Source organism: Sulfitobacter sp. L-8 (assembly GCF_056859255.1).
In genome coordinates, this window is sequence record NZ_JBSXOD010000056.1 from 743,861 (window position 1) to 764,062 (window position 20,202).

Sequence of the window (20,202 nt, forward strand, 5' to 3'; positions counted from 1 at the left end):
ACCCGCGATGACGTCTGCAAACAGCGACCAAGAAGAATTCTGGACCAGCAACGCCGGCCCTACATGGGTAGAACAGGAAAATGAACTGGATCAACTCCTGTCCCCCGTACTGGACCGGGTGCTTGAAAACGGCGATCTCTTGCACGGCCACAGTGTATTGGACATCGGTTGTGGAACCGGGCAATCGACCTTGCGGGCCGGGGCTTTGGTGGGACATACGGGCCATGTGTTGGGGGCCGACATCTCGTCTACGATGATCGCACGCGCCAAACAAAGGGCAGAGGATCTGCCCCAAATCGACTTTGCCCTCGTCGACGCAGAGGCTCACTCATTTGCCCCCGCCCGGTTCGACCGAGCGATCTCCAGGTTCGGGGTGATGTTCTTTTCGGATACCACTGGGGCCTTTCGTAACATCGCAGCTGCCCTGAAACCCGGCGGCAGGATCAGCTTTGCCACATGGGGCCAGACGCAGGCCAACCCGTGGTTCACCCTGCCCGCCGCCATCGCCAAGGCAGAGCTGGGTGCCCCTCCAAAAACCGACCCCGATGCACCGGGCCCCTTTGCACTACGCGACATCGACAAGACTTGCTCCGCTTTGACCACGGCGGGCCTGACGGATGTCACGGGCACGGCCCAGAATTTGCGTCTTACACTGCCCGGAGGCGCAGACCAGATCGCGAACCTGTCGATGAAGGTGGGTCCGGCAAGCGGTACCATGAAGCATTTCGAGGCCTCGCAGTCCGCCCGAGACCGTATCAAGGCGGCCATGCGCAAGGCGTTTGGCGAATTCGACGATCACGCCGTCCCTGCCGAGATCAACTTTTTCACCGCCACCAAATCCTGACTTGACGCATCGGGTGGTTCCGCCTAAATCAATCGACGGCGCGCGGGTATGGTGAAAAGGTATCACGGCAGCTTCCCAAGCTTTAGTTACGAGTTCGATTCTCGTTACCCGCTCCATCTTATCGCATATATCATTGATAACATTGTGTTTTTTATGATTAACGCAATCAACCCGCCCAAAAACCCGCCAACCTAGAAACGGTGCAATTTTGCGCTGTGTTGCCGTGCTTTTGTTTGTATTGTGGGCGTAAATTTGAAAGGCCGTGCCATGAAACTCAATAAGCGCCAGCAAAAAGCCCTAAAGGGTATCGTATTTGAAAGCCGTTTCTTAGAAGGCGACTTTGCACCAGATGGAACCTTTGGAAGCGGAATGGGCAAAGTGACCTTTGATAGCCTAATAGCGTTGGGACTGATCGAAAGCGGACCAAGCAAGCGACATCACGGGGCATTGGGATACCGCCCTACAGAATTGGGCAAAGAAACCGAGAATTCGCTTTACTGAAAACCCGGTTTCTAATCTCTATTCCTTCCAATCGACAAGATTAAGGGCCATTGCAGGATCAACACCCGCTGTTTTGGCCTCTGCCAGCGCCTTCACAAGCGCCGTAACGGTCCTTGCACGTCCACCGCTATCAAACGCCTGTAGGGGCCGCATAACGTCCAGTGTGACCGTGCTTCCCAGCTTGTCCGTGGGTTCCTCTGCCATGCCCTCAGCCATTGGCTGTAAGGTCCAGCTTGCAAGATGCCGCTGCGCTTCCCTCACCATCGGCCCCGTGGTCGCTTTGTTGTTTAAGCCGGGCAAGATGCCATAGGCAGCGTTGATCTGGTCGCGGGCTTGATCCAGCGTTTTATCAAGCATGGCTTTGGAAAGGTCGGGGGTCAGATCGTTCGCCCGCCAATCTTGCGCGGGGGCTGGACCGCCTGCCGCTTGAACCTGCACCGATTCTCTGACCAGCACCTTACCGCGTGAGCCACGAAAACCCCGCGCAATGTCCGCAAGGTCGGTTTCCGGTGTCTCAGGCATTGGCACGATAGACGATCCCAAAGGCGCGTCACCATAGACCTCGACAAGCGCCCGCTCAATAATCTCTAACAGGTCAGCGGATAGGCTGGACCGCCGCAAGGGGGCCGTCCCATACCACGGCTGGACAGCATCCGCACCAATCCGAAAATGCAAAACCTCGCCAGCAAGGGCCGTGATGGTTTTGCCGCCGCCCAATTCGGGCAAAGTCAAGCGATAGGCCGTTGGACGGGAAAGCCGGGTGGATAAGTCCCACTCGGAAACAGGAATAAGCGTGTCATCAGTGATGTAGAATAGCGCCTCACCACGCAGCGCCAACATGCGCCCCGCGATTGCCAGCGCCCGCCGGGTCAATAGGTCCGTGCCGTCCACGTCAGCGACAGACAGACCATTTTCCCAGAGCGTGACCGCCCCTTGGACCGTGGCCGTCAATTCGGCCCGCCCGCTTGTGCCTGTGATATAGGCCGTTCGGGCTTGGATCATTTGCGCGGTATAGCCAGCGCCAGACGCCGCCCGCGTTTCAGTTTTGCGTTTGAATGGCCACATTATTTCTGCCTCCGATATGGGCGCAGCAGATCAGCCGCCCCGCTGTTTTGAAGCGCACGGGCCGCGTGTGCCGCGCTGCGCTGATAACTTTCTTGAATAGCCCCGCCCATGTTCACCGTGTAACTGGACACGCCCGCACGGTCGTCGTCGCCGTCTGCCATGTATTCAGCAAGGCGTCGGAACGCCTCAGTGACCGCCGCCGGGGGTGTACCACCGCCTACCTGCGCAGTGACCTTGAACACGCTATCAGAGGGCAGGCACAGACCAACGGGGCCGTCTGGCAAGGTGACGGCCACCCAGCCGCCGCTTTCCCACTTTTCAGCCGTTTGGGATGTCATAGGGATCAGCGGGGGTTTCCAGTTTTCACCCTCGCGCCCCTCGACAGTCCAAACCACCCGTCGGGCCGTGTATCGTGTGCGGGTGTAAGCCTCGATCCGTTCCCAAATGATCGCCGCATCAATCCACGTTGCGGGGTCCGACATTCCAGCTGGGCTTGCCGGATAACTTGTTGGCGTTTCCTCAGTCTCTTGCAATAAGTCTGTCATGTCACGCCCTCCACCGTTGGGCCGCATTTGCGCGGGGTTTCACGGCATGGTCAGGCGTCCAGTTCCGTGCCTCAATTTGCGCAGACGGATAAGCGGGCTTTGTCACCGCGCTAATCTCGATCAGGTCAGCAGACCGCACGACGCGCATGATGCCAGCGCCGGAACGCTTCACAATGTCGCCGCCCTGGGGGACGCGAAAGCCGGGGGATATTCCACCCACCAACCCCGCCGCCAAGGTGCCGAGAAAGTCTTGCACATATCCGACAGACCGCATTTCAGGCGCAAGTGTGGCCTCAAATGTCAGCGCGTCGTCGGTATCCTCAAGGGTCAGGGAACCCGCCCCACGGGATGCCAGCGGCTTATTCATGTCGTGATGCACCAGCAAGTGAACGTCACCACCATCGGCAACGGACGCGCCAAACGCCCGCGCTTCAAATACTTCGCTGCGCTTTTCCCGACCATCGCTAAGGACAGTCGGGATTGCATAGGGAAAGCGGCCCCTGAGGACGGTTGACCCGTCCGCAGAGGTACGGACTTCAAGCCCGCCTTTGGAACCGCCCCAGAGCATTATTGGACGCCTGTCAGGACGCGGGTTTGCACCGCACGGCTGATTGTTGTGTCCATTGTGGACAGCGCCGTCAGACGCAGGCCACCGGATTGTGCATCGCTGTAAGGATCGCGGATCAGATCGACCGCACCCCAAAGCCCGACGAACACAGGTGCAACACCGCCCGCCGATGTGGTCAGCAGTGCTTTGCTTTCCAGTGGGTCGCCACCGACGCCGCTAGCAGGCAACGCAGGATCAGGCAAGGCATTGTGTGACATAGAAATGCTACCGACAGCAGCTTTTAGACGATCCCATTCAGTGACCGCCGTGCCGGTGATATAAGCACCATCCATCGTGTCCCAAACCTCAGGGCGGATCAGCAAACGCACGGCACTAGGCCCGGTTGCCGCATTGGCTGTCATAAAGGCAACCACCTGAGAACGGATCGCGGCCCATGTCGCCGCCGCACTCAGGTCAGTTTCTTCAATGCCCCAAGCCGCTGCGCCCGTGAAAACGCCCGTGGGTTCGCCATTGGTGCCAGACCCGTTAAAGATAGCCCGGTCCATTTCTTGCGCCATTGCACCATTCATATCGCGCCGGATCGCTTGCTCAAGTGCCGACCCGCTTTGAAGCAAGGTCTTGCGGGTAATGCGCATTTGAATCCCCAACGTGTTGTCAGGCTTCAAAGGACGGTCAAGTGTGGTGTAAGCAGATGGCCCCGGCACGTTACCCGTTTCCGTTGCCTGCCAGCCCGCTGTGATTGCCGATGTAGTGACAGGGGTTTCTTGCGCCCCGGTGCCGATATTGATCATCTGGACGCCCATCTGCGCCGCAACAGAAGCCGGGAAAAGACGCTCAATCAAAGGACGTGTGGCAATCGGATCAGGTGTACCGCTGGCGATTGTTTCGCCCGCACGGGTTTCAAGCGCCGCATAGGGTACTGGAATCCCGCGATATCCGCCTTGGCTACGCAGTTCTGTGACAATTTCCGCTGTTTGTCCGGATAGAGCGCGACCTTCATCAAGGCTTAAGGCTACTTGGCGCATTTCAAAGCCCGCCATAATTTCATTCCACTCTTTTTCAGAGCGGGTTTCGAGTTCGGCCCCGGCAGTGCTACGCTCTTCATCCTCAGAGATAAGTGCAGCGCGGTATTGGGCTTCCTTGGCGCGGTACTCCGTATCAAGTTCGCCCATCTTGCGGGTTTCGTCCTCAGACGGGGTTTCGATGTTTGCCAATTCAGCAAGGTTTTGGCGGATTTCGGAACGTCGCAGTTCCAGCTTTTTCGATGTCAGCATGATGTATCTCCTATGCTCGACGGGTTGCGCTGCATATCGCGCAGCAGATCGCGCCATTGTTGGCGCTTTGGGGTCAGGGGCTTGTGCCCCACCTCAATTCGGGTTTTGCGCGTGTGACAGGCACCGCACAAAATTTGTAAATTGCTAAGGGTGTAAGCCAGTTCGGGGTGTGTTCGGACGGGCTTGATATGGTCGCACTCAAGCCGCTTGTGAGTGCCACACTGGACACAGGCCCAGCCGTCGCGTTCTAACGCCTGCATCCGCAAAGCCCGCCAACGGGGGCCGCGTGTCACGTTCGCAGAGTGCCGCACATGTTCTTTGCGCTTAGTCATCGCGCACCTGCATTTCCCAGAATATGACCTCCCCCGCAGGGGAAAGCGGTGAAACCCGCCGCACCTCAAATTCGGTGCCGTCAATTAGCAGCTTGTCCGTGGTGACGGGTTCAACGGCCAAACCCTCGACAGACACCAGCACCCTTTGATCGCCCACGTCCAAGAAACCGCCCGCGATAAGCTGCAATTCGATTGCATATGTCGCAGACAGCAGCGTGATGGGGTAAGGCACATCGGGGCCGTCGATCACGTTTCCATAACCATCGTCGGTGCCCTCACCGGGGCGCAGCAATGTTGCCGCCTGCCCATGCTTTTTAATCAGGCGGGATGCAATTTGTGTTAGCCCCATGCCAATCTCCCTTTTGCTTGTGTGGGTGCGCGGCGCATACGGACGCCCTGCGAAACGGCCAGAACGGTTGCCGCAACGGGGTCGATCCGGCCTGTTGAACGTCCAGCCGCCAATTTGTGATTGCCCGCCGGGTCCACCAGCGTGATTGCGTCAGAAAATGCAGAGCGCAGCAACAGTGACGGCATGGTTTTCACCTCGCCCTCAAACACGGCACGGCGCAGACGTTCGCAGTCCTCAGAGCCGTCTTTCCATCCAAATCCGCGCCAGATGAAAGGCACACGATCAAGGCCCGCATCACGCAAAGCCTCGACAAATTCAGCATGGCGGAACCTATCGCCCACGATTGCCGCAGGCGCTTGGCCGTGCAGCTTGTTCACAACGTCAGCCATGAAACGGGCGACAGGCACGGTTGCTTCACCCATTGTCACCAGTTCGCCCCGGTCGCGCATCTCGACATAGCGCCCAGACACGCCGTCAGCCTGCCCACGATCCGCAAGGCCCGGATTGCATGGGAAAGCCCCAACACATTCCAAGCGACCCGTCTCAGGCCAATAAAGCGCCGCCGCTGACATAGACCGCGACCCGCCAAGGTCGATACCTAGAACAACGGGGCCGTCACGCGGGGGCAGATCGTCAGGCGACACCTCGCAGGCAAGCCATTCGTCCACCGTCAGCAGCACAGACCTATCGTCAGAGGCCACACGTTCGTTGCGATTAAGATTGCGGAAACTGGACAACGCAGAGCCGCCCCGCGCAATCGCCCGCCGTGCCTGCGCCACCAGCCATTCAGCAGAGGGACCAATGCCCTCAGACGCGCCGGGATTTGCAATGAGAAGGGAGGCCAGATCGTCCGGCGGCAATCCCGGTTTTGGTCTATGCTCTTGAACGTAGGTTCCGGGGGGTGGTTCGTCGATCCACCTGCTAAAAGTATTGGAATCATCGGGAGCCGATGTTGAGATAATCAGCGCCCGCCCATCCCGCTTGCCCAGACCGGACAGGATAGCGTTTTCCAGCGCATCGCCTTTTTCTCGTTCCCATGCGGCCCGTTCGTCCAAGATTGCCAGTGTGGGCGCACCGCCTAGAATAGACTTGCCGTCAGCCGCGATAACACGGGCCAGACCGCCGCCATTCTCTGAGGTTTCGACTTCCAGCTTAGAGCCGCGCCGGATCGTGAATTGTTCTTGTTCGTCCTCAGGCAAGCCCTCGATGAAGCCTAGAAGAAAACCAAAGGCCGTTTTCGCTTGATCGCGGTTCCGCGCTGCAAAGATGATTTCACGTTTTGGTTGAGGGGCAATTTCGCCCATCAGATGCCCCAGCGCTAAGCCTGCGCTCAAACTCGTCTTTGCGTTACCGCGACCGATCGACAAAACCCCGGCCTCGATACCCTTGGCAAAGGCACCGCGAACAAATTGCTTTTGATACGTCGCCAGCTTTACCCGTTTGCCAGCAAGCCGCCCCTCAGGAACAACCAGCTTAGGCAGGAAACGCAGCGCCGCCGATGCCTCTTTCGATGCCCTATCCATGATCTTTCCCCCGAATTTTTGGGAGAGAGAAAGAAAGAGTCCTATTGTCGGTCCCACCCATGCTTTGGAAAAGGGGCATTGGGACCATTTGAGCCTTAGCCCAGATCGCCGTGACATAACGTGACACCCCATAGGGTGTTGTCACGGTTGTCACGCTTAGATGATCGAAAACAGGACGTGACACGTCACGCTTTGTCACGGTTGTCACGCTATTCATCTGCGCACCTCCAAGCAAAGCCATCAAGGACGCGGACAATCTCTTTCTCTTGTAATGCTTTCCATGCGCGGCCAAACGCTTGACGCTTAGCGCTTGCGTCTGCACCATCCGTCAGGCTGTGCCGATCACAGTATTCCCGCCAATGATCCAAAGACACACACTTGCGGTTAGTCGGGAACGCCTCACCTGCTTTGGTCTCGCCATGATCCGCCAACGCATCACCGAAAGCCTGCATGGCAATCAGTGCTTGGCCCTTCAATCGTGTGACCTTCTTTACAGGTTCGGCAACCTCGACAATGGCAGACGTTACCGGGTCGCCGTCCTCATCATTGCCAATGAACACGCCGCGCAGTGAATAGGCGAACACTGTGCCGGACGGCATATCCCGTTGCTTCTTCGTCTCAGCCATTACAACGGACCCTGAGCGGGTCAATTCAATCTCAGTGTCAATCGCACTTCTTAGGCTACCGCTGCCCCGTGCGCCCTTGCTGGCGTCCTTGCCGCTGTGATGTATGACCATGACGTGCGCACCTGTTTGTGCGCGGATCAGGTCAACATTGCGGATAAACTGCCCCATATCTTTAGCGGTGTTTTCATCACCATCACCCATAGCCCGCGCCAAGGTGTCGATAACTATCAGGGCCGTAGGTTCGGACGTGTTGTTGATTGCCTGCACAATGGCTTCGCCATCAGTTGCGCCGTGCAAGTCGATAGCGACAGGCCACGGCACAAAGTCACCAGCCGTCTCTATCCGCTCAAATATGTCAGGGCGTTCGTTCCGCATTGCGCATATACGGTTTGAAAAACCAGAACCACCCTCAAGCGCCAGATAGTAAACTTGCCCCGGCCACTCTTTTTCACCCATGCCAGCGACGTTGACCCCATGCCACGGCAAGCGAGCGGCAACGTGTAATGCAAGGTCCAGTGCAAAGAAGGTCTTGCCGACGTTGCTTTCACCATAGACCACTGAAGCGGACCCACGATCTAGCCAGCCTTTGACCAAATAGCGCCCGCTCAATATCGGCTTTACTGATTGCAGCGATTGCATTGCGCTTTCCAGATCGCCTGCCCGCGATGCAACACCGGGGCGGATGATCCCATTAGGCAAGTCGTCAAAGCGGTCACGCGGATATTCCGCATTGTGGGCGTCCAGCTGCCCCGCCATGTCTGCAAAATCTCGCATCAAGCTACCTGCCTCCCTTGCACAAACTCAAGGAAAGCCGTTTTGCGCGGGGCTGGCATGGCATTGAAGCTGGCAAGGCAATACGCCTCAAGCGCCTCAGGTTCGGCCATATCAGCCCAGAAAGCCGCCTCATCCATATGATTGAACAGCGGGGCAATCGGTGCGCTTGAGCCTTCGGGCAGGACCGTTTCAGCCACGGCAACAACTTGGTCAGGTGTCAGGGACCGCAGAACGGCCCACGCCATAGCGCCGCGCTCTTGAGGCGTCAGACGCGCAGTCAGCACCACCGTCAGGCCGTGCCAAGCGTCAGCGTCAGTCAGCAGCAGCGAATAGCCCACCGTGCGAGCCACGCGCTTGTAAGCGTCAGGCATGTATTTGCTAAGAGTCTTGCTCATGCCGCCACCCCGCAAAAGTGGCGCAGAATAATTGCTGGCGCTCCGGCCCATTCTGGGCTAAATTCATCGGGAAACTGGACGGTTTCACAAGTAATTTTAACGCCGTTGAACCCTGCAAGGTTCGCGGCGTTTTCTTTTCTCAGAGTGTTCAAATCATACACCCCGCGCCAGTTTGATTTCGTCGTCAGTCAGGTCATTTGACTTGCCGCCGATGCCGACCCATTCAAAAGAATGGCTTTTTTTGACCTCGATCAGCTTGATTTCCAGCATACGGATCAGTGCGGGTACGGCCTGAGCGTATTGGTCCAGATTGTTGCGGTCAGGCGCGTTATCATCTGCCAATTCAAGAGCGGTCAGCAGTACACGCGCCTCGTGCAAAAGGTCCGATGTGCGTTCAAAGTTGTCGCGTTGGTTCTGAGGAATCATGCTGCCACCTCGACTTTTAAGGCTTCCCAAGCGGTAATTTCACTCAGTTTCCAGCGTGTGCAGTTCGGGGAAAGTTTGACAGCGCGGGGAAAGTCTGCCCGCTCACGATGCCAGCGCCACACAGTATTGCGTGTAATACTGTAGCGGTTGGACAGGTCTTTATCTGAAAGATATGTGTCAGGCATAAGAGCAACTCCTTGTTACAAGTTGCTCTTTAGTTGCCCTCTTATTTCATGCTTGGGGATTGCGATTTAAAACTAGAAATTAAAACACAAGGCTAGGGCCTGCATATGAATGTCGCGGGCGTTCTGTTCAGTTGCCGCTGAATACGTTAGAATTTCTGAAACTTCCGCCCATGACGCGCCTGCGTCCCTTGCATCTAATACCCTCAAATAAGTGGGCCATTTTTCAGGGTGTCTGCGCTTGCCAATCACCTTGCCAGCATACTCTTTTTGAAACGATTTCAAGGCACTCTTAGCCGCCTTTAATTGTGGTTCTATTGGTCGTGATAGGTCAAAATCAACCCGATAAAACCCGCTATCAAAAGGTAAGTCGCGCTTTGCAACTTTGGTCAAGGTACCATCCTTCAATCGTGGCAAGCAGTCAGGAGGCTGGTTGCCAATCCTAGGGTTTGGAAGGCGTGTCGGCGCTGGAAAGTCTGGCTCGATCAGAAAGGTTGATACACAAAAACCCGCCATTTCAGGGCTTGGGTACTCCGAGAGGGGCACTGTATCATCTATCTGTGTCCAAGCTTCATCTTGCTCATAAGCGGCCGCTTTCTTGTTATCAAACTCTATTCTTAGATCGCTGCGCCGCCTCAGAAACTCCCATTTCCAACGCGCCAAGTGCCAGTCGGGTTCTCCAACATAAGCCGTTGCGTCACGCCAATCAGGTACACCCCACTCATTCATCTTGCATACCCCTCAAGAACCTGCCCCATGCCGCCATCATCACCCGCCGCTTCTCAATCATGTCCGAACGGTCATAAGCCTGCCGGACCTTGCTACCCACCATATGCGCCAAGGCAATTTCTGCCATGTCGCCATCAAATTCGGTGCGCTCAGTCACCCAAACCCGAAAACAGCTTCTAAGCCCATGCGGTACGGCCTGCGCCTTGGTTCTGGCGTCCACATAGCCTACGCCGCCTCGTTCAATATCCGCCTCGTGTATTGAGCGCATGACCTTGCCCAGAGTCGCATCCGACATAACGCCGCCACGCGGGGAAGTGAAAACCAGATCACCCATGCGCGGCAAACTTTTCAGCAGCGCAATCATGCTATCTGTCAGCGGAACGCGGTGTGGTTTACCTGTCTTGGGGATTTTGCTGGACGCGCGCCCCGGCTGGATTGTCCAGAGCCTCGCGTCCAAGTCGATTTCATCCCACGTCGCAAACCGGACAGCCCCCGTGCGTGAAGCGGTCAAAGCCTGAAACGCGAGAGCGGTAGCCCCTACCCCCTCGCGCTCTTGCAGGTCCACCCACCAGCGCGCCACATCATCAAGCTGCAATGCCGGATAGTTTTCTTTTGGCGCAATCTTGTTCGGTGCCGATAGTGCCAGTTCGAGATTGCCGCGCCATGTCGCCGGATTATCACCCGTGCGATGCCCCGCCGCCTTGGCGTAATCCAACGTCTTTTCCACCCGCTGCCGTACCTTGGCGGCGGTTTCTGTTTTGCTTTCCCAGATAGGGTGCAGGATCCGCAAAACGTCCTCACGGGTAATGTCCTGCACCAGCATACCGCCAAGTTCGGGAAAGGCATATTTCTCGACGGTAGCGCGCCATTGAGTGCGATACCGCTCAGTAGTGAGTTCAGGCAATTTCTTGGCCGCGTATTTTTCAAACGCCTCTACGAAGGTCAGCCCTTTCCGCTGAGACGACAGCAGCGCCGATCTAGCGGCTTTGCGCGCCTCTACAGGGTCAACCCCGTTGCGGATCGCTTCCTTTGTCTCTGCGGCCTTCTCACGCGCCTTTGCAAGGCTCACCTCAGGGAACGCACCCAAACCGATCTCGCGCCGCTTATCCCCCACCCGAACGCGCAGGAGCCATGATTGCGCACCGTTGTCGGATACCTGCATCAAAAGCCCTGCCACACCGCCCACGTTGTGAACGCCACTTCCAAGCCTTCTAACCTCTATCGCAGATAGTTCCTTAGCACGCTTCGGCATATCCACCCCACATATGACCCGCCCAAAATAATGTAATTTATAGCTATGGTAAGGTGCAGCGTGATACAAGGGTAAACGTAAATCCTTATATTTTATTGGCAAATTGATACTAAAACAGACTGGCATGATACATGCCGTTGGAGTTCGTTACCCGCTCCACGTCCAATCTGACCCCGCAGCCCGTTAAATTGATAGCTATTCTACACCTTAGGCGCTGTTTCGAAGGGATTAATTCTGTTGCTGCATTGCGGAGTTCAGATCCGGATGCCCGTGTCAGGAACCACCAGAGGTCAGGCTTGATGTTTATCGGCTCCAGACATGCGCAGACTTTGAATGAAGTGGCACCTTGAAAGCCGGGGGTGTGGGCATGAACGTGATGGCGGGTGTATTTTCCGAACTTGCGCGTGGGCGATGGTCGGTCGGTGGCGCTTCATAACCGCCGTGAGTGGCCGCTTACCGACACTGTATCACCTCTAATTTTCGTTGTTATGCCGGGTCGCGTCGATGCCCAATGCATTGCAAAGGAACCGAAAACCTGAACCACGCGTTGCAATCCCGCCTGTTTGGAATAAATTACTCTCATACCCAATGTGGAGTGCACGATGACTCTGGACCCCTACGCGACACTTGGCGTGTCAAAGACCGCCACCGCTGACGAGATAAAGAAAGCCTACCGCAAAATTGCGCGGACAGAGCATCCTGACCTCAATCCAGATGATCCCGCGTCCGAAGCACGTTTCAAGGCAGCGGGGCAAGCCTACGAACTCCTGAAGGATCCGGAATTGCGCCGCCGCTTTGATGCCGGGGAGATCGACGCTTCGCAAGCGGAACAGGCACCGCGTGGTTATTATCGTGATGAAGCGCGGCGGCCTGAAAACGCATATACGCAGGGCAGATCCCGCCCGGCCGGCAACCCGTTCGCCGAAGGTTTCGATGCGGACGACTTTTTTGCGAACTTCGCGCGCAGCAGTGCCAGAGCAGGCCGTGCTGCACCGGGCGACATGCACGGACACGATGCGCAATATCGCTTGGCGGTTCCGTTTCTTGATGCCGCGCGGGGGACAAAGACCCGCATCACCTTGCCTGACGGCAACGCCCTGGAGGTCACCATTCCCGAAGGCGCGCGCGACGGCCAGACCCTTCGCCTGCGCGGCAAGGGCGAACCTGGCTTTGGTGCGGGACAACCCGGCGATGCATATATTGTGCTCGAAGTGCTTCCCGACCCCGCATTCGAGCGTGACGGCGATGACATCCTCACCACGCTTCCAATCTCCATCGACGAGGCGATCTTGGGCGGCAAAGTCCCTGCGGCAACCATCAAAGGCACGGTGAATGTCACAGTGCCGGCAGGTGCCAGTTCTGGTCAGACGCTGCGCCTCAGGGGGCGCGGACTGAAGACGCGCAATGGTCACGGAGATCACCGCATAACGTTGCGCATCGTGTCGCCGCCCAAGATTGACGATGCATTGAAACACTTCATGGAAGGCTGGAAAGCGGATCATGCCTATGATCCCCGCGCCGGAAAGGAGACAGCATGACTGACGACTACGCCCTGGAAGAGATGATCGATAGGATCGGCCCCCTTACGCCCGAGCGCCTGCGCCATTTTGAAAGCTTGCGGATTATCACCCCCGTTACCACCCAACGGGGTCCACGATATCGCACCGTAGACATCCGCCGTATCACGTTGCTATGCGAGCTGACGGACGATTTCGAGGTTAACGAGGATGCCTTGGTGATCATCATGTCGCTCCTCGACCAGCTGCATGGGGCTCACTGCCGGCTTGACCGTATTGTCCAGGCCATTTGTGCAGAGCCAGCCGAAACCAAGCTACGCTTGTCCCAAAGGTTACTTGAGGCCGATGAAGCCGGGTGACGTCAAAACCAGACCCATCGCGCTTGCCACGATGATCACAACGACCACGGCATCCGCGATCGGAAAACCGCACAGCATGGCGCATGCGACACCGCACCACTGGCGGCCCTGTCGTGGCGGCGCAGCGCGTTAGTCAGGTCGGCCAAGTCTGGCGAGGATTGCGCGCGTATCGAGGTTACGGACCGTGCCAGAGACACGCCCCCGGTCCCCTGACAACCGCGTCGCGACGAATGCGTCCGCTATCGGTTCCGGTGCTTGCCTAATCAAAACCGCGGCCGTCAACAGCAGTGCAGTCTGCTCAACAAACCACCGGGCTTCCGCTTCAGAGGGAAGCAATGTCCATCTTGCACGATAAGCGCGTAGCGCAGCGTCATAGCCCGTGTCCTGCCCCGCTGGCGCGTCAAGTTCGGCGTTCAACGCGTCAACTGCGCGCGGCTCTTTTGCAAGGGTACGCAAGGCATCAAGGCAGATGACATTGCCTGAACCCTCCCAGATTCCGTTCAGCGGGGCCTCGCGGTAAAGCATCGGCAGCGGTGTGTCTTCTATGAAGCCCATACCGCCAAGCACCTCCATCGCTTCGCTGACGACAACCGGACAAAGCTTGTTGCTCATGAATTTTGCCAATGCCACGCCGATACGTGCGAAAGCACGGTCTTCCTGCGTGGCCCCATCGAACGCATGTGCCACACGCATTCCAAGCGCGACCGATCCTTCCCAGTCAAGGGTCAAGTCAGCAAGAACGGTGCGCATGAGAGGTTGGTCGACAAGGTTTTTCTGAAATGCAGTTCTGTGCGAAACCCAATGATGGGCCTCGACCAATGCGGCGCGCATCAGACCAGCCGGGGCAATGGCGGTATCCAGTCGGGTGTGATGGACCATTTCGACAATCGTGCGGACCCCGCGCCCTTGTTCCCCGATCTGGTATGCAAGGGCGCGATCATATTCGATCTCGGCGGACGCATTGGACCGGTTTCCAAGTTTGTCTTTCAACCGCTGGATGCGAATGCCATTCCGCTCACCCTCCAGCCAGCGCGGCACAAGGAAACACGTCAGCCCCTTGGGGGTCTGCGCCAGCGTGAGGAACCCGTCGGACATGGGTGCCGAACAGAACCACTTGTGCCCGGTAAGTCGCCACACCGAACCGTCAGGTTCCGCCCGCGTCGTGTTGGCCCTGACGTCCGACCCCCCCTGCTTTTCCGTCATTGCCATGCCGATGGTCGCGCCGTGCTTTTCGGCAATCTCGGCGACCGAAGGGTCGTAGCGCCGCGAAAGTATTTTCGACTGCCATTCGGCGGAAAGACCTTCCGCTGCCGCGATCACCGGGGCGGATGCATAGGTCATCGTCAACGGGCAGCAATGACCCGGCTCTACCTGACTGGCAAGATAGACCATTGCAGCATGGGTCGCGTGCCCACCCGGTGACCCTTCCCAAGCGACGGCCGAATACCCTGCCGCCACGGAAATTTCCATAAACCGGTGGTACGTCGGGTGATATCGCACCTCGTCAAGCCTTCGTCCGCCGCGATCGAACAACACAAGCTCGGGTGTGTGGCGATTGGCGTCGCGCGCAGCTTCACGCATTTTAGCCTGACCCAGCGTTCTTGCGTAATCGCCAAGGTGGGTGTCCTGGTTGGCCGCACCTGCTGCATTCAGCCTGATGACCGGGTCGCTTTGCCAAAGATCAAAATCGCCGCGGGCGCCAGGTTGGTTATGGACCTCATGGGTACCAAGGTCGGATCGTGGGGCGGTGTGGGACATCGGAAGCATCTTTCGGGGACAGTCGCAATGGCCGGAAGAAACCCCTATGATCAAGAGGCCCGACAACCAAAGCCGTGAGGCTTGAATGCTATTCCGCAGTGGCCGCAAAATCCACTCTGAAGTGAACTTTTACGCTACGTATCTATGGGCTTTGGCCTGCCTGTTTCAAGCATGGCGCGTGGTTTTGACCCCTTGCGGTGCTGTCCAGCTTTGCCATTCGCCCTGCCCGCATCACAAGCGCGGGGTTATTCAATGATGTTGACCCCTTCGGTTGTGCAAAGCCCTCGGCTTGACCAGACCGCAAAGACGGCTTTGCCACGCAGCGGGAGCCGAGAGCCAACTGATACGGCGTGTCTCAGGTTTTCAAACAGGATCACGTCTTTCCTACTTTATCGTTGCGCACCACGGCTGTTCATGCGCGTCTTGAGATATGGAAAACAGATACACAGGAAAATGCCTATGCGGCGGCGTCACATACGCCGTGAATGGGGCACCCCTTGTGGTCGCGCAGTGCCATTGCGAAGAGTGTCGCAGATTAAGCGGGACAGGACATACCGTGGGCGCGATGTTTCCTTTGGATGCGGTAACCGTGAAAGGAAATCTCCATCGTTTCAAATATGTATCTGCCACTGGATCAACGGTGACAAAGATGTTCTGTCCCACGTGCGGCAGTCCTGTTTACGGGCAGAACACCCGGACACCGAACCATGTGACACTGTCTTTGGGTACCATGGACGACGCGCGCGACCTGAGAGTCGAAGTCGTCATATTCAGTCAAGACAAACCGCATTGGGATGATTTAAGTGAAGACGTCGTTTCATTTGCCACGCAACCAGATTGGCAACCTGATAACTAAATACCGACATGTGACGGCCGAATTTAATGGTGGCCTTTTTCCAACACAGCCGCTTGGGTGACCGCCGACGGCGGGCTGCCACGCCGCGCGCTTTCACAGATAAATGATCACTTTGGCACTGGCTAAGACTACCGCCGCGCGAAAGTGATATCGGCCTACAACATAATGATTTCACGGCTGTTCGGTACCCGAATTATCGCGTACTATTGGAACAGTTTTGCTCAAGAGTTTCTACAATGAACGATTTCCCTTTTTTGAAAAATGGCGGCGATCACCTAGACCTTCTACTTGCGACATCCGAAATCGGAATTTGGGAACTGGACGCCGCCACGGGCCTGGCCCTGCGCAATCTACGGCATGATCAGATTTTTGGTCATGACACGCTCCTGGATCACTGGAGCGCTGAGATCTTTTTAGGCTATGTTTTCGAAGAGGATCGGGAGCGCGTCGGCACCCTTTTGGAAACCTCCTTTAACGACGGGATACCCTGGTCGTTTGAAACCCAAATACGTCGTGCCGACGGTGTGGACCGCTGGATCAGCGCCAAGGGTGTGCCCATCTTTTCCAACTCGGGGCAAGTCGCAAAACTTATCGGCCATGTGATTGATATCACTGAAACAAAGCAAAACGAGGACCGTCTTAAATTACTTTCAAAGGAACTCAATCACCGCGTTGCGAATACGTTTACCATCATGCATTCGATGATCCGTCACGCCTCAAAGAAAACATCGACGATTGAAGAGTTTGCAGAAACCTTGACAGAACGGTTGGAAGCATTGGCACGATCCAACAGGGTTTTGGTCGCCAAAGAGGCCGAGCGATCCAGCCTTCACGATATCCTTACCATGGAGTTGGAAGCCTTCGCGGGATGGCAGACACGAGTCTCGATCACCGGGGATACCCACGTCTGGTTTTCCGGCGAAGCGTCTGAGGCGCTTGCGATGATATTTCACGAGTTGCTGACCAATGCAGTGAAGCATGGGGCACTTTCCGAGTCGACCGGAGAAGTTGCGATAAACTTGACCCGTGGGGTTGGACGTCAGATTCTTATAAAGTGGATCGAAACAGGCGGGCCGCCGCTGCCTGCAAAAAGACGGACTGGAATAGGATCGACGATCCTGAAAAATGCCATGCGCGAGGAAGGGACTGTCGGTCTCGATTTTGCCACCGACGGCCTGGTGTGCGAAATAGTCGTGCACAACAGCTTTCTAAAAGAGACCCCTGACAAGCCAATCGAGCCCTCGACACCCATGTTAACTGACGACGCGAGAGTCAGCGACGGCACATTGTCGGGTCAGCAGATCATGGTTGTCGAAGATGACCCAATCATCGGTCTGGACATTGCCGATATTCTTCGATCCCGTGGTGCAGCCGTGAGCGGCCCCTTCACAACCGTGGCCAACGCCTTGCAAGCGATACGCAAAACCCCAGATGCGGCGGTGTTGGATGTGAACCTTGGACGAGAGACGACAGAAGCTGTTGCATTACAACTGTCCAAACATGCGATCCCGTTCCTCATTCTCAGCGGTCAGGTAGACAGCTCGGACTTGGGGGGCGGGTTTGGCGGTGCATCCATGCTGAGTAAACCATTCAGAGAACAAGACCTGGTAAACCGTCTGATCCGGCTCGTTCAATAGAAAGCGACAGAGCACTTGGCCCTTGGTGGCCCGGAAACGCCCCCTGTTAACGCGCAATGACGATATCCGCGCGTAGACCGCCCATTGTTTCAGACATTCCCAACCGCAGCACCCCGCCATGTGCCCGTGCAATATCGGATGCGATGGCAAGGCCCAGCCCCACGCCTCCGCCCTTGTTCTGGTTGCGTGATGGGTCAAGCCTCGAAAATGGGCGAATAGCTTCGGCGCGCCGATCCTCCGGAATGCCCGGCCCATCGTCTTCGACCCGTACACGCAAGGTTTTTTCAGTGAACAGCACCGATACCTCGGCGCGGGTACCGTACCTGACCGCGTTTGAAATCAAATTGTCGACGGCCCGCAAAAAGGCTGTTTTACGCAAGCGTATCATGCCGGTGCCATCGCCTTGCGGTGCAAGCAAGGTTACGTTGCGCCCTGCCCGCTGAGCGGCGGCCACTGCGGTCTCCATCAACAGATGAGGGTTAACCTTCTCCGGCTCCCCTTCTGCCGAACCTTTGGCAAAATTCAGAAATTCATCCAGCATGCGCTGCATATCGTCAACATCCTGCAACAGCTGCTCTGCCTCGCTGTCGTCCATCATCGACAGGCTGAGCCGCATTCGCGTAAGAGGCGTGCGCAGGTCATGGCTGACCCCCGACAGCATGAGAGTGCGTTGTTCAATCTGGCGTTCGATACGGGCACGCATGTCGACAAACGCATTGCCCGCCGCCCGGACTTCAACCGCACCGCCGGGGCTATACGGCACATGGCGTCCACGTCCAAACGCTTCGGCTGCACGGGCCAGGCGCTTGATCGGGCGCAGTTGGTTGCGCAGGTACACGAAAGATATCAGCGTCATCAAAAAGCCGAACGTGAATGTATAGACAAACAGCTGATGCGGGTTCGCCGCTGATATACGGCGCCGATCAAAACCGATTTCGACGGGTCCTCGCGGCGTTTGCACAAACAGGCCCACCTTTCCCGGCGTGCGCAGATCAAGGCGCAAGAATCCATCCAGCCGGTTCTGAAACCTGTCGATCATCACGCGACCCGAATAATCATACCAGGTAAGCCGGTGCGCGGCGGGTACATCATCGGCAGAGATTGTCTGCACCCTCATGTTTAAAGGTGCAAGCTGCTGCTTCACCAGCTGCACCCCTGCCTCGGGCGACGGTGCCTGATCGATCGTCTGAAGAACCAGGGCGACCTCGCGCAGCACCGTGTCTGTCATCTGCGTGGTGACACCTTCGTAGTTCCGCTGCGCAAAGATAACCGTCACTACCAATTGCAAAATCACCACGGGCAACAACAATATCAACGCTGCGCGTCCATAGATGCCTCGGGGCACATATCGTTTGAGCCAGGTAAAGAACATGGGTTAGACCTTAGCCAGCCATCCTTCCCTATGAAAGGCCAAACCATGCTGCCCCCTGATGACTTTGACCCCCCTGTCGGTACGGCAATCACCCTTGAACCGGGGCTGCGCCGGATCGTGGCTGATAACCCGTCACCCATGACGTATCGCGGCACGAACACCTATCTGCTGGGCACATCCGACATCGCCGTCATTGATCCCGGCCCCCTATCAGACGCGCATCTTCACGCCATCCTGGAGGCGATCGGGCCCAACCAGCACATCAGCCACATCATCGTCACACATACGCATCTAGATCACTCTCCACTGGCGCGGCAGCTGTCGACAACAAGCGGCGCACCGATTTTGGGTTTCGGTGACGCAACTGCGGGGTGTTCGTCGGTGATGAAGCAGCTTATGCTGGATACGGAATTGGGCGGCGGCGAAGGTATCGACGCGTCTTTTTCCCCGGACCGGCACCTGAAGGATGGGGACACCGTTGTTGGCGATACCTGGCGGCTTGATGTCATTCATACCCCAGGACACATAGGAAATCATATTTGTCTTGGCTGGGAAGACGCCTGTTTTACCGCCGATCATGTGATGGGCTGGGCCAGCTCCCTGGTTTCGCCCCCCGATGGTGACCTCACCGACTTCATGACCTCGTGCGCACGGCTACAGGCACAAAACTGGCGCGTCTTCTATCCGGGCCATGGCGGCCCCGTGACTGACCCCGCTGCAAGGCTCGGGTGGCTGGTCTCTCATCGTATGACCCGCGAAGCAGAGATATTGGCCGTATTGAACAATGGCCCTGCCACGGCAAACGAGATTGCCCAGAAGATCTACACGGCCACGCCTGCGGCATTGCTTGGGGCGGCAACCCGAAATGTGCTCGCCCATCTGATTGATCTTACCGGAAAAAGCGCGGTGGTACCGCTCGGCGAGCTTTCACAAACGACGCGGTTTGATCTTAAGTGAAATCTGAAAAGAAAAATGTGAAAAAACCGCTTCAAACCTCTGGACGCCACAAAATACCACTGCTATATCGCCCAGACCGTTCCGACGTAGCTCAGCGGTAGAGCAGTTGACTGTTAATCAATTGGTCGTAGGTTCGATCCCTACCGTCGGAGCCAAAAAATACATAAAGCCCAGTATGATAGATTTTCTGATCATACTGGGCTTTTTCTTTGTCTGTGTCTAACCGGTGGAGCGCGGCACACAAAATGGCCAGCATTCTTCCAGGCGAATTGGCAAGATTGAGATTGCAAAAAGCGCATCGGCAAACCAAGCGGTTTGACGAATGTTAACGTGAGGAGGCGATGTATTTTCTCCATACTGA

General features: G+C 56.8%; 22 protein-coding genes and 2 tRNA genes. 9 read left to right on the top strand and 15 right to left on the bottom strand.

Features of this window, described 5'->3' with window-relative positions; translation table 11 throughout:
- Nucleotides 1-7 precede the first annotated feature (7 nt).
- The 3 genes from AC13DE_RS20280 to AC13DE_RS20290 all read left to right on the top strand — a co-directional run bounded on the left by AC13DE_RS20280 (nucleotide 8) and on the right by AC13DE_RS20290 (nucleotide 1,345).
- Nucleotides 8-844: a class I SAM-dependent methyltransferase gene (locus AC13DE_RS20280; protein WP_483048830.1), complete on the top strand. Its 837-nt coding sequence runs from the start codon at nucleotides 8-10 to the stop codon at nucleotides 842-844.
- Between the two features lie 42 nt (nucleotides 845-886).
- Nucleotides 887-960, top strand: a tRNA-Gly gene (locus tag AC13DE_RS20285).
- 151 nt (nucleotides 961-1,111) lie between these two features.
- The gene (locus AC13DE_RS20290) at nucleotides 1,112-1,345 is read left to right on the top strand and encodes a hypothetical protein (RefSeq protein WP_483048831.1); all 234 of its coding nucleotides are present in this window, start codon (nucleotides 1,112-1,114) and stop codon (nucleotides 1,343-1,345) included.
- Nucleotides 1,346-1,363: 18 nt separating this feature from the next.
- Here the strand turns inward: AC13DE_RS20290 and AC13DE_RS20295 are convergent, their stop codons facing one another.
- The 13 genes from AC13DE_RS20295 to AC13DE_RS20355 all read right to left on the bottom strand — a co-directional run bounded on the left by AC13DE_RS20295 (nucleotide 1,364) and on the right by AC13DE_RS20355 (nucleotide 11,385).
- Entirely contained in the window at nucleotides 1,364-2,410 is a 1,047-nt protein-coding gene (locus AC13DE_RS20295) for a phage portal protein (protein WP_483048832.1), read from the bottom strand.
- Nucleotides 2,410-2,955, bottom strand: coding sequence for a hypothetical protein (locus tag AC13DE_RS20300; protein ID WP_483048833.1), 546 nt, complete (start codon nucleotides 2,953-2,955; stop codon nucleotides 2,410-2,412). Before AC13DE_RS20300 ends, AC13DE_RS20295 begins: the two co-directional genes overlap by 1 nt.
- A 1-nt stretch (nucleotide 2,956) precedes the next feature.
- A complete protein-coding gene (locus tag AC13DE_RS20305) occupies nucleotides 2,957-3,523 on the bottom strand; it encodes an HK97 family phage prohead protease (protein WP_483048834.1) in 567 nt (188 codons plus the stop codon).
- Nucleotides 3,523-4,797 carry a phage major capsid protein gene (locus AC13DE_RS20310; RefSeq protein ID WP_483048835.1) on the bottom strand — a complete coding sequence of 425 codons (1,275 nt, stop codon included), beginning with the start codon at nucleotides 4,795-4,797 and terminating at the stop codon, nucleotides 3,523-3,525. Before AC13DE_RS20310 ends, AC13DE_RS20305 begins: the two co-directional genes overlap by 1 nt.
- Nucleotides 4,791-5,129 (bottom strand): HNH endonuclease, encoded by a 339-nt coding sequence (locus tag AC13DE_RS20315; protein ID WP_483048836.1) that lies wholly within the window; start codon nucleotides 5,127-5,129, stop codon nucleotides 4,791-4,793. Before AC13DE_RS20315 ends, AC13DE_RS20310 begins: the two co-directional genes overlap by 7 nt.
- Nucleotides 5,122-5,478 carry a hypothetical protein gene (locus AC13DE_RS20320; protein ID WP_483048837.1) on the bottom strand — a complete coding sequence of 119 codons (357 nt, stop codon included), beginning with the start codon at nucleotides 5,476-5,478 and terminating at the stop codon, nucleotides 5,122-5,124. The genes AC13DE_RS20315 and AC13DE_RS20320 overlap by 8 nt, the downstream gene beginning before the upstream one ends.
- Complete coding sequence (locus AC13DE_RS20325) at nucleotides 5,469-7,001, bottom strand: terminase large subunit domain-containing protein (protein WP_483048838.1); 1,533 nt, start codon at nucleotides 6,999-7,001, stop codon at nucleotides 5,469-5,471. The genes AC13DE_RS20320 and AC13DE_RS20325 overlap by 10 nt, the downstream gene beginning before the upstream one ends.
- A gap of 209 nt (nucleotides 7,002-7,210) precedes the next feature.
- Entirely contained in the window at nucleotides 7,211-8,401 is a 1,191-nt protein-coding gene (locus AC13DE_RS20330; protein ID WP_483048839.1) for an AAA family ATPase, read from the bottom strand.
- On the bottom strand, nucleotides 8,401-8,796 hold the full coding sequence (locus AC13DE_RS20335) for a hypothetical protein (RefSeq protein WP_483048840.1): 396 nt from the start codon (nucleotides 8,794-8,796) through the stop codon (nucleotides 8,401-8,403). Before AC13DE_RS20335 ends, AC13DE_RS20330 begins: the two co-directional genes overlap by 1 nt.
- Nucleotides 8,797-8,949: 153 nt before the next feature.
- Complete coding sequence (locus AC13DE_RS20340; RefSeq protein ID WP_483048841.1) at nucleotides 8,950-9,222, bottom strand: hypothetical protein; 273 nt, start codon at nucleotides 9,220-9,222, stop codon at nucleotides 8,950-8,952.
- Nucleotides 9,219-9,407 carry a helix-turn-helix transcriptional regulator gene (locus AC13DE_RS20345; RefSeq protein ID WP_483048842.1) on the bottom strand — a complete coding sequence of 63 codons (189 nt, stop codon included), beginning with the start codon at nucleotides 9,405-9,407 and terminating at the stop codon, nucleotides 9,219-9,221. The genes AC13DE_RS20340 and AC13DE_RS20345 overlap by 4 nt, the downstream gene beginning before the upstream one ends.
- 72 nt (nucleotides 9,408-9,479) lie before the next feature.
- Complete coding sequence (locus tag AC13DE_RS20350; RefSeq protein WP_483048843.1) at nucleotides 9,480-10,133, bottom strand: hypothetical protein; 654 nt, start codon at nucleotides 10,131-10,133, stop codon at nucleotides 9,480-9,482.
- Complete coding sequence (locus AC13DE_RS20355; RefSeq protein WP_483048844.1) at nucleotides 10,126-11,385, bottom strand: tyrosine-type recombinase/integrase; 1,260 nt, start codon at nucleotides 11,383-11,385, stop codon at nucleotides 10,126-10,128. Before AC13DE_RS20355 ends, AC13DE_RS20350 begins: the two co-directional genes overlap by 8 nt.
- 602 nt (nucleotides 11,386-11,987) lie before the next feature.
- Here AC13DE_RS20355 and AC13DE_RS20360 point away from each other — a divergent pair.
- Nucleotides 11,988-12,923 carry a J domain-containing protein gene (locus AC13DE_RS20360; protein WP_278376066.1) on the top strand — a complete coding sequence of 312 codons (936 nt, stop codon included), beginning with the start codon at nucleotides 11,988-11,990 and terminating at the stop codon, nucleotides 12,921-12,923.
- A complete protein-coding gene (locus AC13DE_RS20365) occupies nucleotides 12,920-13,261 on the top strand; it encodes a hypothetical protein (RefSeq protein ID WP_446298063.1) in 342 nt (113 codons plus the stop codon). The genes AC13DE_RS20360 and AC13DE_RS20365 overlap by 4 nt, the downstream gene beginning before the upstream one ends.
- Nucleotides 13,262-13,390: 129 nt before the next feature.
- Here AC13DE_RS20365 and AC13DE_RS20370 read toward each other — a convergent pair whose 3' ends face one another.
- On the bottom strand, nucleotides 13,391-15,019 hold the full coding sequence (locus tag AC13DE_RS20370; RefSeq protein WP_483048845.1) for an acyl-CoA dehydrogenase family protein: 1,629 nt from the start codon (nucleotides 15,017-15,019) through the stop codon (nucleotides 13,391-13,393).
- A 430-nt stretch (nucleotides 15,020-15,449) separates the two neighbouring features.
- Between AC13DE_RS20370 and AC13DE_RS20375 the strand changes: the two genes are divergently transcribed.
- Both AC13DE_RS20375 and AC13DE_RS20380 read left to right on the top strand, forming a co-directional pair.
- The gene (locus AC13DE_RS20375) at nucleotides 15,450-15,875 is read left to right on the top strand and encodes a GFA family protein (RefSeq protein ID WP_483048846.1); all 426 of its coding nucleotides are present in this window, start codon (nucleotides 15,450-15,452) and stop codon (nucleotides 15,873-15,875) included.
- Between the two features lie 236 nt (nucleotides 15,876-16,111).
- Nucleotides 16,112-17,512, top strand: a complete 1,401-nt coding sequence (locus AC13DE_RS20380) for an HWE histidine kinase domain-containing protein (protein WP_483048847.1) — start codon at nucleotides 16,112-16,114, stop codon at nucleotides 17,510-17,512.
- 46 nt (nucleotides 17,513-17,558) lie between these two features.
- On the opposite strand, the gene AC13DE_RS20385 is transcribed toward AC13DE_RS20380, so the two are convergent.
- A complete protein-coding gene (locus tag AC13DE_RS20385; protein ID WP_483048848.1) occupies nucleotides 17,559-18,884 on the bottom strand; it encodes an ATP-binding protein in 1,326 nt (441 codons plus the stop codon).
- Nucleotides 18,885-18,929: 45 nt separating this feature from the next.
- Here AC13DE_RS20385 and AC13DE_RS20390 point away from each other — a divergent pair, with 45 nt between their 5' ends.
- Both AC13DE_RS20390 and AC13DE_RS20395 read left to right on the top strand, forming a co-directional pair.
- Nucleotides 18,930-19,841 (top strand): MBL fold metallo-hydrolase, encoded by a 912-nt coding sequence (locus AC13DE_RS20390; protein WP_483048849.1) that lies wholly within the window; start codon nucleotides 18,930-18,932, stop codon nucleotides 19,839-19,841.
- Between the two features lie 80 nt (nucleotides 19,842-19,921).
- A tRNA-Asn gene (locus AC13DE_RS20395) sits at nucleotides 19,922-19,996 on the top strand.
- Nucleotides 19,997-20,202: the final 206 nt, after the last annotated feature.